The organism is Kitasatospora paranensis (assembly GCF_039544005.1).
Classification (GTDB): Bacteria; Actinomycetota; Actinomycetes; order Streptomycetales; family Streptomycetaceae; genus Kitasatospora; species Kitasatospora paranensis.
The window spans coordinates 446377-460840 of sequence record NZ_BAABKV010000001.1 but is presented as its reverse complement, the minus strand read 5'-3'; the positions used below and the strand labels follow the sequence as shown (position 1 = coordinate 460840).

15 protein-coding genes and 1 pseudogene are annotated in these 14464 nt (G+C 72.3%); 12 read left to right on the top strand and 4 right to left on the bottom strand.

What is annotated here, in order from left to right; all coding sequences use genetic code 11:
• Positions 1-10: 10 nt before the first annotated feature.
• The 3 genes and pseudogenes from ABEB13_RS02275 to ABEB13_RS02265 form a co-directional block, all read left to right on the top strand.
• Positions 11-1408 (top strand): annotated as a pseudogene (locus ABEB13_RS02275) (RICIN domain-containing protein); the annotation flags it as partial.
• 251 nt (positions 1409-1659) lie between these two features.
• Positions 1660-2322 carry an RICIN domain-containing protein gene (locus tag ABEB13_RS02270; RefSeq protein WP_425559851.1) on the top strand — a complete coding sequence of 221 codons (663 nt, stop codon included), beginning with the start codon at positions 1660-1662 and terminating at the stop codon, positions 2320-2322.
• A 289-nt stretch (positions 2323-2611) separates the two neighbouring features.
• Positions 2612-3049, top strand: a complete 438-nt coding sequence (locus ABEB13_RS02265; RefSeq protein WP_345704020.1) for a VOC family protein — start codon at positions 2612-2614, stop codon at positions 3047-3049.
• A gap of 92 nt (positions 3050-3141) precedes the next feature.
• Here the strand turns inward: ABEB13_RS02265 and ABEB13_RS02260 are convergent, their stop codons facing one another.
• A complete protein-coding gene (locus ABEB13_RS02260; RefSeq protein ID WP_345704019.1) occupies positions 3142-4194 on the bottom strand; it encodes an aldo/keto reductase in 1053 nt (350 codons plus the stop codon).
• Between the two features lie 91 nt (positions 4195-4285).
• Between ABEB13_RS02260 and ABEB13_RS02255 the strand changes: the two genes are divergently transcribed.
• A complete protein-coding gene (locus ABEB13_RS02255; RefSeq protein WP_345704018.1) occupies positions 4286-4684 on the top strand; it encodes a MerR family transcriptional regulator in 399 nt (132 codons plus the stop codon).
• A gap of 161 nt (positions 4685-4845) precedes the next feature.
• Here ABEB13_RS02255 and ABEB13_RS02250 read toward each other — a convergent pair whose 3' ends face one another.
• Positions 4846-5136, bottom strand: a complete 291-nt coding sequence (locus ABEB13_RS02250) for a hypothetical protein (RefSeq protein WP_345704017.1) — start codon at positions 5134-5136, stop codon at positions 4846-4848.
• Positions 5137-5317: 181 nt separating this feature from the next.
• Complete coding sequence (locus ABEB13_RS02245; protein WP_345704016.1) at positions 5318-6142, bottom strand: dienelactone hydrolase family protein; 825 nt, start codon at positions 6140-6142, stop codon at positions 5318-5320.
• A gap of 100 nt (positions 6143-6242) precedes the next feature.
• Between ABEB13_RS02245 and ABEB13_RS02240 the strand changes: the two genes are divergently transcribed.
• Entirely contained in the window at positions 6243-7262 is a 1020-nt protein-coding gene (locus tag ABEB13_RS02240; protein WP_345704015.1) for a GlxA family transcriptional regulator, read from the top strand.
• 135 nt (positions 7263-7397) lie between these two features.
• Here the strand turns inward: ABEB13_RS02240 and ABEB13_RS02235 are convergent, their stop codons facing one another.
• On the bottom strand, positions 7398-8024 hold the full coding sequence (locus ABEB13_RS02235; RefSeq protein ID WP_345704014.1) for a class I SAM-dependent methyltransferase: 627 nt from the start codon (positions 8022-8024) through the stop codon (positions 7398-7400).
• Positions 8025-8490: 466 nt separating this feature from the next.
• Here ABEB13_RS02235 and ABEB13_RS02230 point away from each other — a divergent pair, with 466 nt between their 5' ends.
• The 7 genes from ABEB13_RS02230 (at position 8491) to ABEB13_RS02200 (ending at position 13958) form a co-directional block, all read left to right on the top strand.
• Positions 8491-9087, top strand: a complete 597-nt coding sequence (locus ABEB13_RS02230) for a hypothetical protein (protein ID WP_345704013.1) — start codon at positions 8491-8493, stop codon at positions 9085-9087.
• Complete coding sequence (locus ABEB13_RS02225; protein WP_345704012.1) at positions 9084-9614, top strand: hypothetical protein; 531 nt, start codon at positions 9084-9086, stop codon at positions 9612-9614. The genes ABEB13_RS02230 and ABEB13_RS02225 overlap by 4 nt, the downstream gene beginning before the upstream one ends.
• Complete coding sequence (locus ABEB13_RS02220) at positions 9590-9967, top strand: hypothetical protein (protein WP_345704011.1); 378 nt, start codon at positions 9590-9592, stop codon at positions 9965-9967. Before ABEB13_RS02225 ends, ABEB13_RS02220 begins: the two co-directional genes overlap by 25 nt.
• 596 nt (positions 9968-10563) lie before the next feature.
• Complete coding sequence (locus ABEB13_RS02215; RefSeq protein ID WP_345704010.1) at positions 10564-10791, top strand: hypothetical protein; 228 nt, start codon at positions 10564-10566, stop codon at positions 10789-10791.
• A gap of 287 nt (positions 10792-11078) precedes the next feature.
• Positions 11079-12389: a hypothetical protein gene (locus ABEB13_RS02210; RefSeq protein WP_345704009.1), complete on the top strand. Its 1311-nt coding sequence runs from the start codon at positions 11079-11081 to the stop codon at positions 12387-12389.
• Complete coding sequence (locus tag ABEB13_RS02205; protein WP_425559946.1) at positions 12293-13219, top strand: hypothetical protein; 927 nt, start codon at positions 12293-12295, stop codon at positions 13217-13219. The genes ABEB13_RS02210 and ABEB13_RS02205 overlap by 97 nt, the downstream gene beginning before the upstream one ends.
• A 121-nt stretch (positions 13220-13340) precedes the next feature.
• Positions 13341-13958: a hypothetical protein gene (locus ABEB13_RS02200; RefSeq protein WP_345704007.1), complete on the top strand. Its 618-nt coding sequence runs from the start codon at positions 13341-13343 to the stop codon at positions 13956-13958.
• The last annotated feature ends 506 nt before the right edge of the window (positions 13959-14464 follow it).

The window sequence follows — 14464 nt, the reverse complement described above, 5'->3', positions numbered from 1 at the left end:
ACGTCGCGGGATGGGTCGCGGGCCGGGCCCTCTCCTCTGGCACGCCGGGCGGATCCGCCTCCCGGCGCACGACAGCCAGGGAGTACACGTGAGACCCTTCCGCTCGTCGGCCGCCCGCGCAGGGCGCGCGGCCAACCGGCTGGGGCGCCTGCGCGGCGTCCTGTTCGCCCTCCTCGCCTGCCTCGTCGGCCTGCCGCTGGGCCTGCTGCCCGTCGGCGCCGCGCACGCCGCCGTCCAGGTCCCGCTCACCGCGCTGCCCGGGCCCACCCCGCCGGTGGCCTGCGACCCGAGCGTCGACGACACCACCGAGGGCCGGATCCAGGTGATCTACGCCTACGAGGCCGGCGGTGCCGACCGCTACGCCACCGCCCTCACCACCATCCGCCGCGTCACCTGGGACTGGGACCAGGTGATGGAGGCCAGCGCCCGCCGCTTCGGCCGGGGCGACTCCAGGCGTCTGCGCTTCGTCCAGACGCCGGACTGCCAGATCGACGTCGCCCGGGTCCGGATCCCCACCAACCCGAAGCCGACCGACACCGCCGCCAACAACGCCGGCGCGATCGTCAAGGCCGCCGTCGCCGCCCTCACGGCGATCAAGGCGCAGCCGGCGGGCGACACCCGCAAGTACATGGTCTTCTCCGACGCACCGTCCTGGATCCCGCGCGTCACGCTCGGCGGGGTTGACGGCAACCGCTGCACCGGCGGGGGCAGCGGCCGGGGCACGCTCGCAGGGGGCTGGGCCGCACTGCCGCTGGAGATCGGCTGCTGGGACGAGGCCACCATCACCCACGAGATGGGCCACAGTTTCGGCCTCACCCACTGCGACCAGGACACGAACGGCGGTGCGAACGGCCCCAACGGCCACGACCCGATGTGCCGGGGCTGGGGCAGCCCCGCGCACTGCACCGAGCTCAACGGCAACTACGTCTACGACTGCCAGGCCGACGGCTACGCCTACTTCAACCCCCACCCCGCGGCCGGCAGCGAGCTCGCGACCCACCCGGACGAGAACCTGGCCGACAGCCCCTACCTCATCACCACCAGCCCCGCCCCCGACGTGACGATGCGGCTGGTGAACACCGCCACCGGCAAGTGCCTCGACGCCCCGGGAGGCGGGGACAACGTCCTCGTCCAGCACACCTGCCGCAACACCGCCACGCAGTACTGGTTGCGCCACATCGACAACCAGGGCTACTTCACCCTGATCAACAAGGCCACCGGTACCTGCGCCGACGTCGCCAACGGCTCCACCGCCCCCGGCACCCCGCTCATCGCCTACACCTGCACCGGCGGCCAGAATCAGCAGTGGTGGTTCAGCCCCGCCGATCAGTCCGGCGCCCAGCACGTCACCAGCCGCAAGAGCGGGACGGACATCGGCCTCGCCGGCACCGCCGCGGCCGTGGCCGGCGACATCGTCCAGCAGGGCGGCGGCGCCACCGCCTGGCGGATGGACTTCACCACCTCCGACGCCCCCGCCGACCCCACCGCCTTCCGGCTGCGCAACACGGTCAGCGACGAGTGCCTGGACACCGGGAGCACCACCGGCCTGATCACCCAGATGCCCTGCCGCGCCACCACCACGAGCCAGCGGTGGACTCGCGTCCCCGCATGGACGGCTACTTCGAGGTCCGCAACGCCGCCACCGGGGACTGCCTCAATGTGCCCGGCGCCTCCAAGGTCGACGGCAGGGCGGTCAACCACTCGCCCTGCAACGGCACCGACGCCCAGCGCTGGACGGTCGTCGGCACCGGCAGCCTGGTCAACAAGAACAGCGGTATGAGGATCACCGTCCTCGACTCCGGCGACCTCGCCGGTGACCTCGCCGTCCAGAGGCCCGCCTACGGCAACGCCCAGACCTTCACCATCGACACGACCGGCCCCGACTCCGCCGCCCGCACCGGCACCTTCCACCTCGTCAACGAGAACTCGAGGATGTGCGTCGATGTCCCCGGCGCCGCCACCACCGGCGGCACCGGCCTCGTCCAGAACCCCTGCACCACCACGGGCAGCGAACGCTGGGAGCGCCTGCCGACCGTCGACGGCAGCTACCTGCTCCGCAACACCGCCACCGGCCGGTGCCTCGACAACGGCGGCACCGCGGCCACCGACGCCCAGGCCGTCCAGCAGACCTGCGCCACCACCGACCCCGACCAGATCTGGAGCCTGCCCACCAACGGCGCCTTCGGCCGCCTCGTCGACCGGGCGAGCAACCTGAACCTCAGCATCCACGGATGGAGCACCGCCGCCGGAGCCCCCGTCATCCAGGACGCCTACACCTACGGCCACCCCGCCCACCGCTTCGCCCTCACCCCGACCCCGTGACCGCCTGACGGCTCGACAGCTCGACCCCCCGGCGGGCGGCCCACCCCACGGGCCGCCCGCCACCGGGCCCTCGACCGGGGATCCGAGCGGGGGCCTCCAGGCGGAGCGGTCCCTGCTGCTGCGGCGTCCTGGTGTACCGGGGGCCGCTGGACGAGGGCCCCGGGCCCGGCCGCGCTGCCGTCGGACGCGGCCCGGACTGCTTTCGCTGCACGCCGATGACCGTACAGGCCGCCGGCGGCTCCACCGGGCCCGTGGACCCGACGACGGGCCCCACTCCTAGGATGGACGGATGGCAACGATCAAGCAGGTCCAAATCACCTTCGACTGCGGAGAACCGGCGCGCGTCGCTCGCTTCTGGTCCGAGGCACTGGGGTACGACGCACCGCCGCTGCCGGAGGGGTTCGCCACCTGGGACGACTTCGACCGCGCACTGTCCACGGGGCATCAGGGACCGGCGTCCGCCGCCTGCGCCGACCCCTCGGGTGCGGGCCCGCGGCTGTACTTCCAGCGCGTTCCCGAAGGCAAGGTCGTGAAGAACCGGGTGCATCTCGACGTGCGGGTCGGCACCGGGCTCGTGGGCGAGGAGCGCCTGGCCGCGCTCGAGGCCGAATGCACGCGACTGCTCGCGCTCGGCGCGGTGCGCGGGCTGCTCCTGCGCGCCGACGGTGTCAACGAGTCGTGCCTCCTGATGCAGGACGTCGAAGGCAACGAGTTCTGTCTCGACTGAGCGGCTCCGGAACGCGGCGCCGTCGCGGGTCGCCCGCCTGCCCGCCCCCGCCCCCGTCCCCGGCGGCCCGGCCCCCGGCCGCGGATCCGCGCTCAGTCCCCGGCTGCCGCCCGGTCGGCGAGCGGCAGCCGGCGGGCGGCCGGGGCCAGGGCGGGCGAGCGCCAGGCGCCGTCGGGGTGGTAGAGGTTGACGCCCGGTGGGACGATCTCGTCGATCCGGTCGAGCGTCGCGCCGTCCAGCGTGAGCGAGGCACCCTTCAGCAAGCCGGTGAGCTGGTCCATGGTGCGCGGCCCGATGATCACCGAGGTGACGGCCGGGTGCGCCGCCGGAAAGGCCACCGCGAGCTCCGGCAGCGAGCAGCCGAGCTCGCCGGCGAGCCCGACCAACTGCTCGACCACCTCCAGCTTCCGGACATTCTCGGGCAGCGCAGGGTCGAAGCGGTGCGGGGTGAGCGCGGCCCGCCCGCCGGTCAGGTCCACCGGACCGCCCTTGCGGTACCGGCCGGTGAGGAAGCCGGAGGCGAGCGGGCTCCAGGTGAGCACGCCCATGCCGTAGCGCTGTGCGACCGGCAGCACCGAGGACTCCACCCCGCGGGCCAGGATCGAGTACGGCGGCTGCTCCGTCCGGAACCGTGCCAGTGCACGCCGCTCGGCCACCCACTGCGCCTCGACGATCTCCTCGGCCGGGAAGGTCGAGCAGCCGAAGGCCCGGATCTTGCCCTGCCGCACCAGGTCGCCCAGCACGCCCAGCGTCTCCTCGACATCCGTGCGGTGATCCGGCCGGTGCACCTGGTACAGGTCGATCCGGTCGGTGCGCAGCCGCCGCAGGCTGTCCTCCACGGCCTGCACGATCCAGCGTCGCGAGTTGCCGCCCCGGTTCGGCCCCTCGCCCATCGGGAAGTGCACCTTGGTCGCCAGCACCACGTCGTCACGCCGCCCCTGGAGCGCCTTGCCGACGATCTCCTCGGACTCGCCCGCGGAGTACATGTCCGCGGTGTCGACGAAGTTGATCCCCTGGTCCAGTGCCGCGTGCACGATGCGGATGCAGTCCTCATGGTCCGGGTTGCCGACGGATCCGAACATCATGGTCCCGAGGCAGTGCGTGCTCACCTCGATGCCGGTACCGCCGAGTACTCGGTAACGCATGGTCATCTCTCCTTCTTCCACCGCTGCAGGGCTGCCGGTCGGCCACTCTAGGAGCTGGAGTCGGGTCTAGCTCAAGTCCTACGATGATCGAATGGAATCCCCGGAAACCCTGGCCACCGCCGGTCTGAGCATCGGCCAGGTCGCCGCACGCACCGGCCTGAGCGTCCACGCGCTCCGCTTCTACGAGCGTGAGGGAATCCTGGCCAACCCCGTGCAGCGCGAGGCCGGCGGCCGACGCCGCTACACCGAGGGGGACGTCGAGTGGCTCAACCTCTGCATCGTGCTCCGAGCCTCCGGCATGCCCCTGCCCGAGATCCGCCGCTACACCGGGCTGGCCCGCACCGGCGCGGGCACCGAACCGGACCGGCTGGCGCTGCTGCGCGATCACGAGCAGCGCGTCCTGGGACAACTCGCAGATCTGCAGCGCTGTTTGGACATCGTGCGGCACAAGGTCGCGGCGTACGAGGACTACCTGGAGCAGTCCCCGTGACGTGGCGCGTGCGGCGGCTGGCCCGGGGAGGTCCGCCGCACGCCCACGCGGTTCAATCGTCGTAGCGGTGCTTGAGCGCCTGCCGCTGACGGAAAGCGACGCCGGTGGCCACTTCTGACGTCACCTCGACCGCCTCCCCGGATGAGTACGAGGTTGCGCGATCAGCAGGCGGAGTTCGATTTCGGGCCGCCGTATTGGGCGAGTGCGGCGGTCAGTTGAGCTCGCTGGGTGTCGGTCATCGGGCCCAGGATGCAGACCGGGATGAGGGCGTCGCTGCGCAGTGCCATGTCACTTGCCGTGGGGTAGGGCCATCCGGCGGGGCGAACGTCGATGTCGGCCTGCTGGGTGGCGCCGTGGGAGCCTGGTGGGGAGACGGATGGGAACCGGACGTGGACGGCGGTGTACCGATAGGCGGAGGTGCCCGCATAGTCGAGGTCGGTGCGGAAGTGCATCTCCCAGCCGGGCGGCATTGCGCGCTTCGCGGGTGGCCCGGGCGAGCAATTCCGCACGCTTCGCCGGAGACGGATCGGCCGGCAGGCGGGCTTCCTTGATCGCCACCTCCACACCCAGCGCGGCGTCCTCGGCGAGCCAGACCTGGCCGAACCCTCCTGCACCCGGGCGCCTGACGAACACTCAGACACCGGGGGCCAGCCGGGCGGTGAGAAAGCGAAGGATCTCGTCGCGGGCGTGCAGCGTCGGGTGGCCCTGCTGGTCGACCAAGTGGGCGGTGACCACGCTGTGGGCGCAGCCGACCAGGTCCCGGAAGAAGGGTGGCGGGTCGGGGTTGGCCGCGATCGCGGGCAATTCCCGGCCGTCGAAGGCCTCGCCGAGTAGAGCCCGGTAGGCGGCGAAGCGCCGGCCGGTGCACCACCTGTCCCCCTGGAATCGGTAGGCCAGCACGGTCAGGCCGTCCCGGCGGACCCGATCGGCCACGGCGGAGGCGTCCTGCAGGCCGAGTTCGATTCCGGCGGGGTCGTCCAGCGGTAGCGAGGGGTGGTTCATCACGGGGGCGATCACGGCAGGTTCCAGTGCCATGGCCAGTGCGAAGTTGCCGGTGAAGCAGAGACCGACTGCGCCGACTCCTGGGCCGCCGCACTCGGCATGGGCGATCCTGGCCAGCCCGCGCAGCCAGAGCGTGACAGGGCTGGTACCGCCTCCGGCGAAGGCACGGAACTCCGCGCTGACACAGGCCCGGCGGACCACGTCCGCCCCCGCCTCGGCCGTGGGCCAGGCCCCGTCCACGCCAAAGAGCGAGGGAACGTAGACGGTGAAGCCGGCGTCGCGGACCCAGCGGGCCAGCCGGGCGACATCCGGGCTGATGCCCGGCATCTCGGGCATGAGCACGACGGCCGGGCCGGTCCCGGTCACGTGGACGGTCTTGTCCACGCCGTCGACGCCGACCGTGCGGTGGGCGAAGTCGTCGAGGGGGTCGTCCCGGTGAGCCGCAGTGGTTGTCATGAGCGGGATTCTGACGGGAGACTGGCCGCGCCGGGACCGGCGGGATCGCCGGGAATCCCGGTGATCCCGCCACGGAAGTCGGAGCAACCCGGGAGAGGACATGACAGCGCTGCGTTTGGGCGTGCTGGCCTACCCCGGCTGCTTCGCCTCCGAAGTCTTCGGTGTTCCCGACCTGCTGCTGATGGCCGATCGCATCGCCGCGGCCGCTGGTGCCGTGCGCCCGCCGTACGAAGTGTCCGTCCTGTCGCCACGTCGACGGGTCATTGCGGCCGGCGGGACGGCTCTTGACGTGTCGGCGCTGCGGCCGGTCGACGTCCTGGTCGTACCCGGCTTCGCGTTCTCGCCGGGGGAGGACCTGGACGCGTTCCTGGCAGAACTCGGGCCTGAGCTCGCGGCGATCGGGGAGCACGCGGCCGCGGGTGTCGCAGTCGTGTCGATCTGCGTCGGGGCCTTCCTCCTCGGGGAGGCGGGCCTGCTGGACGGGCGCGAGGCCACCACCTCCTGGCTGTTCGCGGACCGCCTGGCCGGCCGCTACCCGCTGGTCGGGCTGCGCCCCGAGCGTCTGGTGGTCACCGACCGCGGGGTCACCACGACGGCCGCCTTCAGCGCGATGTACGACTTCGCGCTCCAGCTGATCCGGGAGCACGACGGTCCGGGCGTAGCGCGCAGCACGGCGCGCGTCGCGCTGGTCGACGACGCCCGCTCGTCCCAGGACCCGTATGTCGATCCCGCTCTGCTGCCGACCCCGGGGGCCGCGTTCTCCAGTGCCGTGAAACGCCGGCTGGATCAGCAGCTCGGGGCCCGCTACGACCTGGTGGCGCTGGCCGCAGAGTTCCGGGTGAGCCCGCGTACGCTGCTGCGGCGCTTCGGCGCGGAGGCCGGCCAGAGCCCGCTCGCCTACCTGCACATCGCCCGGGTCCGCAGGGCGCGCTTCTTGCTCGAGACCACTGACCGCACCGTCTCGGCCATCGCCGCCGCCCTCGGCTACACCGACCCCGACGCTTTCGCCGCGCTGTTCGCCCGCCACACAGGGCGCGGGCCGCGCGACTATCGCACCGCATTCCGCCCAGCCGGGGTTCGTCCGGTCATCGGTGCACCTCCCGATCGAGGAATTACCTGAAACGGAAGGCCTCGCCGGAGCCATGTCCCCTTCCCCGAGTGCTCGTTGAACGAGTCAGGGGGAAGGGGACCAACCCGGCGACTCGCCCGATCAGGGGCCCGGTCCTGCTGCACCACCTCCTTCGGCCTGTCACTGTCACGCCTCAGCGCGTCGAGCCCAGAACAGGACGTGGCCGCTGTCGCCCTCGGGCACGAACTCCTCGTGGATCACGTCGAAGCCGGCCCGTACGAGCCATGCGCGATTCGCATCGGCGTCGGCGTGGCTCCACCACATTGCGGCCCCGCCGCCGAGCCAGTTCTCATCGGTTCCGGTCCAAGCCCGATGCCCGGTCGTGCTCAAGAACCAGCCTCCCGGCCGCAGCCAGGAAGCGATCCGCTCCAAGAGAGCCGGCTGTTCCTCCACCGGAACATGGATCAGGGCATACAGGCAGACGACGGCGTCGAAGCTGCCCTCGGGGAGCTCCACCGTTGTGGCATCAGCCCGGATGAAGTCGGCGCCCGGCACACGCTCCCGGGCCCTGCGGATCTGAACCTCACTGATGTCGATGCCCGTCACGCGGTGACCCGCCGAGACCAGGGATCGGGCTACCGGCACCCCGGTGCCGCACCCGATGTCCAGGACGGCGCCTGTCTCAGGGAGGCGACCCAGCAACTCCTCGATCCACGAGCCGTATTTCGTCTCGCTGCCAAATGCCCGCTCGTAGTGTTCCGACAGCACGTCATACCCGCGCCGGACCACTTCCTTTGGATCTTCAACGTTCACGCGCGCACGCTACGGCGCGACTGTCGGCAGCGCGACCGCTTTTCGCTCGGATGCTGTGGCCGGCCCTCCGACCGCCGACGTCCTTGTCCCGGTGCTGCGGCAGGGGCCCCGGACGGGTGCCACCCGTATGCCCGGACCGGCTGGTGGTCCCGTGGAGCAGGGTTTCTCCTGGTTGGGGGTGAGCGTCCTGCTGCCCTGATCCGAGGAGCGTGCGATGGCGCCGAGCGAAGCCGGGCCGGGCCCGGAGCACGGACCGCCGGTACCTGGCAGCTGCGCCGCGACCGGACCTGGCGGGCCGGTGCCGTCGCGGCCCGTGCCTGCTGCCGGTTCGTCCGGGGGTCGGACGGGGGTCGGACGGGGAAGTGGACGAAGTCGCCCGGTTGCGTGCTCGGATCGCGGCCCCGCCCCGGAGGCGACCACGCCGCCGCCCGAGCGGGAACACCACCAGTGGCGGACGTCCGGTGCGGTGGTGTTGATCGTGGTCGCCGCCCTGCTGTCCTCGCTGTCCCTGTCGACGGTGCTGTCGGCGTGGATGTCCGGCTTCGTGGGCGACACCGACCCGTACGTCCGGACCATGGCCCCGCTCGCCATCGGGCCGGACACCCGGGCGGCACTCACCAGCCGGGGCACCCACGTCGCACTCGAGCGGCTCGACGGGAACGCCCTCGCCGTACAGCTCTCCGACGGCACCGCCGGCCAAGGCGTGCCGCAGAACGTCGCCAACCTGATCAACAACCTCAGCGAGCCGATCGGGAGCGGCCTGACCCCACTGGTCGCAGTGGTCCTGCTCGCCGCCGCCGACGCCCTCCTGGTCGGCCCCTTCCGTCCTTCGGTCACTGCGCGGCGGACTGCCCGCCGGCGGATCACGGGCTCGCTGCGTCGGGCTGTACTCACTCGGTGTGCAGCGCGGTCGGGCGGGCCGGTTCGTGCACCGCTGGAAGGACTTCTCGGACACCGGCGCAGCCCTGCCACCCGTCGCAGACAATCGCCCGCAGAACAGACCGCGGTGCCGCCCCGATCGCGGCGTTCGGGACTGACCGGGCCCGAAGAGGCCCGGGTATGAACCCCGACGACGGGCGAGGCGGCCGACGCCTGCGCCGGCTGGCCGCATCGGGCAAGCAGCGCTATTTCGGTTCCTGGGCGCAGGACCTGTGGGCGCGCCTGCGGGCGATCGACTTCATCAACCAGGGCATGATCTTCGCCGCGACCCTGCTGCTGTGCTTCTTCCCGTTCATGCTCGTGACCGACGCGCTGGCCGGCCGGTCCGCGGTGACGGGCATGGCTCGTCGGCTGGGCCTCGACAGTCAGGCGGCGGCCGAGTTGGCCAGCCTGTTCGCATCCTCCACCACGACGAGGAACGCCGTCACCGGGGCCGCCACCGTGTTCTTCTGCGTCGGGGGCATCGCTGCCATGTCCACGATGCAGCAGCTCTACCAGAAGAGCTTCGGCCTGCCCGGCCGGGGCTTTCGGGACCTTCCCCACCAACTCCTGGCACTGGCGGTGCTGGTGGGGGTGCGGCCCTGGCGGCATGGGCATCGGGCGGGCTGCACCGCTTCGGCGGATCGGTGTTTCTCGCCGTCATCGGCCTGATCGGTTTCACCCTCTACTGGTGGGTCACGATGTGGGTGCTGCTGGCCGGTCGGATGTCGTGGCGATCTCTGCTCCCGTCCGCCTGTGCCACCGGCGTGTACTACCTGGGCATGGGCGTGGTGTTCTCATTCGTCGCCTCGGGCATGGTCAGGTCCAACTCCGAGGAGTACGGCCCTATCGGCGTGGTCTTCGTGCTCATGTCCTGGCTGATCGGGCTGGGTGTGGTGATCATCCTGGGGGCGGTGACAGGCACGGTGTGGCGGGACAGGGAGATGTCACTCGCAGGGGCAGTCCGAAGGATGCTGCGCCGGACCCGGCCCCGGACCCGGACCCGGAAGCGCAGCGAGCAGTGAGACCGCCGCCCCGGCACGCGGTCCGAAGGCTGCGAAGCGATCGCCCACCGGTGCAGGGTCCGGGCGCGGCCGACAGGCGTGCCTGTCCAGCACGCCAGGCCTCCCGGCCGGTTCACCGCCGTCGCATCGGTCCGCCTGTGACGTCGAGCCGTGCGGCGCCGTGCTGGACCGCCGTGCCCTTCGGTACCCGTCCGGCCGTCTCCGTGCAGCGCCGGCCGGCTCGGCGTCCTGGCACGAGGCCACCTCGGCGGCCACCGCCGGTGCGCCCCAGGATCGCGCGATGACGACCGGGTGCACCACCGGCCTCTGCGCGGCCCGGGGCGGCTGGGCGCCCCGTTGCCGGCGGTCCGTCTGCGGCCACGTCCGCGGCCGTGTCTGCGGCCGGGCAGAGGCCGTCCCGTGCGGCGGTCCGGCGCCGCCGCCGCCGACGGCCGTGCGCTTGAGTGCCCGTCAGAAGCAGACCGGCAAGGGTTGAGGTGTCGCGCATTCCACCGGGCAGGGCTCTGACTGGTCACTCCCGGAGGTGAGGTCGGTGCTCGTGCTCCGGCCCTGGACAGGTAGGTTCACCGGTGACGTGTTCGAAGGGGAGATCACCGGTGGACGTTGTGGCGATCATGGAAGCACTGGCCGAGCAGGGCATCACCGTGCTGTTCAAGGCCGACGCCGAGCGGATGGCAGAGCGGCGAAAGCCCTGGACGTTCGTGGCCACCGGCGCCCCTTTGCGGGACGACATCCTCGTACGAACCGATGCGGCCTCGGTGGAGCAGTGTCTCGAAGCGTGCCTGCCGCGCCTGCGCGAGCTGGGATTTTCGCTGCCCGAGTGACGAGAGGGTCGGCCGGGACACGACGGACGGGTCACCGCGTGTGGTCACCAGGGGTGCAGCGGGACGGTGCCGCAGGCCACGGGTTCGGGCCCTTCCATCGAGGACTGCTCGCCCTCGACTGCCGGCCGGCGGTGGTTCGTGGGGCGGCGGAGTCGGGTCGCTCCCCGCGTGTACGGGCCGGATCCGACGGGAGGGTACTCGGCCTCGAGCGGAAGGGTGCCTCTGCCTGCCCGACGGCCTGCTGTGCACCGGTGGCGCTGTCAGTGCCTCGTGTCACTGTGCGACTCATGATCAACAGTCTTGAGGGCGTCGACTGGTCGTCCATGGGTCACGCCTACGGCCCGGCGGACGAAGTCCCGCTGTGGCTGGAGCAGATGACCTCACCCGACCCCGATGTCCGGGAGAGGGCCTTCAGCAGCTTCTACAACTCTGCCCACCACCAGGGCGGCGTCTACGCGTGCACGGCGGCGAGCCTGCCGTTCCTCCTCGCGCTCGCCGACGATCCCCGCACGCCCGACCGCGCGGCCGTCGTCCGGCTCCTGCTCAGCATCGGCCGCTCGGCGCTGGACTGCGACCCCGACGGCGTCCATTACAGTCCCGCCGGCGACATCTCGACGCCCCATGCGGATGTCGTGCCCCGGATGCGTGAGCGCATCGAGGACTTCGTCCGGCACGCGGCGGACCCGAACCCGCAGGTCCGGCAGGCCGCCGTCCCGGCCCTGGGGCTGTTCCTGGACGACACCGACCGGGCCTTCGCCCTGCTGCGTGAGCGACTGGCGGCCGAGAACGGTACCGAGGAGCGGCTCCTGGTCATCGAGGCGGCCGCGACACTGGCCCGGCGTCTGCCGGCCGCACGCGGCCCGGTGACGACCTGGCTCGCTGCCCAGGCGGCCGACACCGCGCTGGACGCCGACATCCGGCTTGCCGCACTCGTCCACCGGGCCGCCTGCACACCCGAGACGATCGATGCCCACCTCGTCCCGACGGTGACCGGCCTGCTCCAGCAGCTCGCACCCGAGCCCGCGCCCCGGGACGAGGTCGACGCCCGGCCGGCCGACTGCCGGCAGTGCACCTGTTCGGACGTCGCCGACGCACCGGCACCGGACCAGGGCGTCCCGCCGCAACTCGCCGCAGTCTTCGACGACCTCGACCGGCACGGCCGCGTGCACGCCCCGACCACCGAGTTGCTGACCACCCTCCACCGCATCCTGGACACGCGGCTGTCCGAGCGCACGGCCCTGCTCACCGCCCAACTCCGCAGTCCGGACCGGGCCACCCGGCACGACGCCATCGCCATGGCCAAGGCCCTGATCGGCTCCTGGCGCGGCGACCACTCCGGTCTCGTCCGGCTGCTCGCCGACTGCCTGCTGCCCCACGACCCCTACACCGCCGCCGAAGCGGCCGAAGCCCTCAGCAGGCTCCCCGCCGGCGTCGCCGAACCGGCCCGCGAGCCCCTCGCCGCCCTCGTCGAAGCCCACCGCACCACTCACGGGCCGGCCGTCTGGGCCACCCGGCACCCCTGCTGCGCCGGGCCCACCAGGCGGCCGTCACGGCACTGGCCCGCCTCGGCGACGAGCGTGCCCTGCCCGGGCTGTTGACGGCGCTGGACACCGACACCGATGCCTGGCGCGCGGTGCAGGTTGCCGGCCACCTCCCCCAGGCGGCCGGGGAACTGCTGCCCGGACTGTCCCGGCGCCTGGCCGACGCGGACCTCGCCCGGGACTGGCCCTGGTCGGACGCCTGCGCGCTGATCGCCGCCTTGCGCAGGCTCGGCGACCCGGCGGCCGTACCCGCACTCATCGCAGCCGTCACCGCCTCCGTCCGGCAGGAACAGTGGCGCGGCGCAGCCGCGGCTCTCCACGCGCTGGCCCGCTTCGGCACCGACGCCGCCTGCGCCTTGGAGACCGTCCGGCCGCTCGCCGACGCCGAGGACCCTGACCTGCGCCTCGCCGCGACAGAAGCCCTGTGGGCCCTCGAACGCGACCCCGCCGGCGCAGTGCCGCGGCTGACCGACCTGCTCGACACCCACAAGCAGCACAATGCGGTCGACGCCCTCGGCCGGATCGGAGCGCCGGCGACCGCGGCCCTGCCCCGCCTACGGCAGATGCTCCGGGCCGGATACGACTGGACCCGGGTGCACGCCGCCGTCGCGATCTACGAGATCGGCGGCCCGGCCGAGGTGGAGGTCGTCCTGCCGGTGCTGCTGGAAGCCTGGGAGAAGAACGACTCGACCGCCAACCGCGTGCTGGAGTGCCTGCAGCGGATGGGCCCCGCCGTCGCGCCCGCCCTGCCCCGGATCCGCGCGGAACTCGCCCTGGCCCGCCGAAGCGGCGGCTACTTCACCAGCGTCGAGGACGACGAGGCACTGCAGCATGCCGCCCTGGCCGTCATCGACCGGCTCGCACGGGAGAGCGAGCACCCGCTGTAGCTCCGAGTCGTCCCAGCCGGTATCGCAGTCCTGCGATTCTGCGCCTGCGTCGCGGGAACAGTCCCCGCGCCCGCGAGCGCAGTTGGGAGCCGTCCCGGCAGTATCCGAAGGACAGCTCCGCTTGCAGCATCAGGTGCTGTTGATCTCGCTGGAGCCTGACCGCGTAACTCGCCTCGTCAAGTCCGAGCGGCCCGCTGGCGTCGTTCACGCCGGGGCGGCCTGCCTGGCGCAGATGCTGGACGGGTTCGTCCGGATGAGGTCGCGCCTCGCGCCAGAACGGCGAGCTGCCGGGCGCCGTGAAGTGATCGGGCTGGCGAGGAGCAAGTACAACCGCGCCGGACAGCTGATCGAGTGCAGCGTCGACAGCCTGACCGTCTTCGACAACGACCTTGGTGCCTGGCGTCTATCCCATGCCGACCTCACCGTCACCAGGCCGGCATCAGCGGAGTCCATCGTCTGTGCGTCCAGCTGCCCGGACATGTCCAGCATGCGCTTCGCCGTGCTGACCGACCCCGCCAGGCGCTCGACGAAGCTCGAGCAGTTCGCGGACCACCTGCGCGAGACGGCTCTGCCGTGGTTCTCGAGTTCGGAAGACCCGCAGAACGGGCCGGGGCCGTTGGCCTCCAGGACGGCCGTCGGCTGCCCCCTGCGGCCAATCCCATGGCAAGGCCCTCGGCAGCCCTCACTGCCGGCCTGGTCGCTGCGGCGGCCGGCTATGGCCCTGCCGGCCGGGCTGTGAACCGGGGCCGGGCGGGCCGAAGGCCATGAGAGGCGGTCGGGAGGCGGGCTGTGACATCCGGGCCGGCGGTGGCGCTGTAGGACGTGAGATGAGCAAGAACCGATTCCACCGGATCATTCGGGCCTCCGGGAGCGGCTCCACGCCCGGCCCGGACTCTCCTGGATCGGGCCGGTACGGGGCCACAGCGGCCGCAGGTCCGCCCGCGCGTCCGCAGCCGGTCGTCGCGCAGGCAGGCGTCCGCCGCCTCCCGGTTCCGGACAGGACCGGGCACGATGACCTGACCTCGGGGTACGGCGTCCGCCGCCGAGCGGCTTCCCGGCGCAGCACAGGGCCGGCTCCGGCCCGCCTGCGGGCCCGGTGCGCGTCCGACCCACGCCCGGCACCGCCGGGCCGCGCCGTCCCCACTTCTGCCCCGACCTTCCATCCCCTCCCTGGAGCACCGCGGTGATCGACCAGAACCTGCCTGTGGACCGCACGCCGCCGGCGCCCGCGCCCGTGTTCGTCGA

Excerpts from the sequence above, each read along its gene's own strand:
- ABEB13_RS02255 (WP_345704018.1), top strand. The coding sequence starts at position 4,286 with ATGGAATCCCCGGAAACCCTGGCCACCGCCGGTCTGAGCATCGGCCAG.
- ABEB13_RS02265 (WP_345704020.1), top strand. The coding sequence starts at position 2,612 with ATGGCAACGATCAAGCAGGTCCAAATCACCTTCGACTGCGGAGAACCG.
- ABEB13_RS02225 (WP_345704012.1), top strand. The coding sequence starts at position 9,084 with ATGAACCCCGACGACGGGCGAGGCGGCCGACGCCTGCGCCGGCTGGCC.
- ABEB13_RS02210 (WP_345704009.1), top strand. The coding sequence starts at position 11,079 with ATGATCAACAGTCTTGAGGGCGTCGACTGGTCGTCCATGGGTCACGCC.
- ABEB13_RS02250 (WP_345704017.1), bottom strand. The coding sequence starts at position 5,136 with ATGCACTTCCGCACCGACCTCGACTATGCGGGCACCTCCGCCTATCGG.
- ABEB13_RS02240 (WP_345704015.1), top strand. The coding sequence starts at position 6,243 with ATGACAGCGCTGCGTTTGGGCGTGCTGGCCTACCCCGGCTGCTTCGCC.
- ABEB13_RS02245 (WP_345704016.1), bottom strand. The coding sequence starts at position 6,142 with ATGACAACCACTGCGGCTCACCGGGACGACCCCCTCGACGACTTCGCC.
- ABEB13_RS02260 (WP_345704019.1), bottom strand. The coding sequence starts at position 4,194 with ATGCGTTACCGAGTACTCGGCGGTACCGGCATCGAGGTGAGCACGCAC.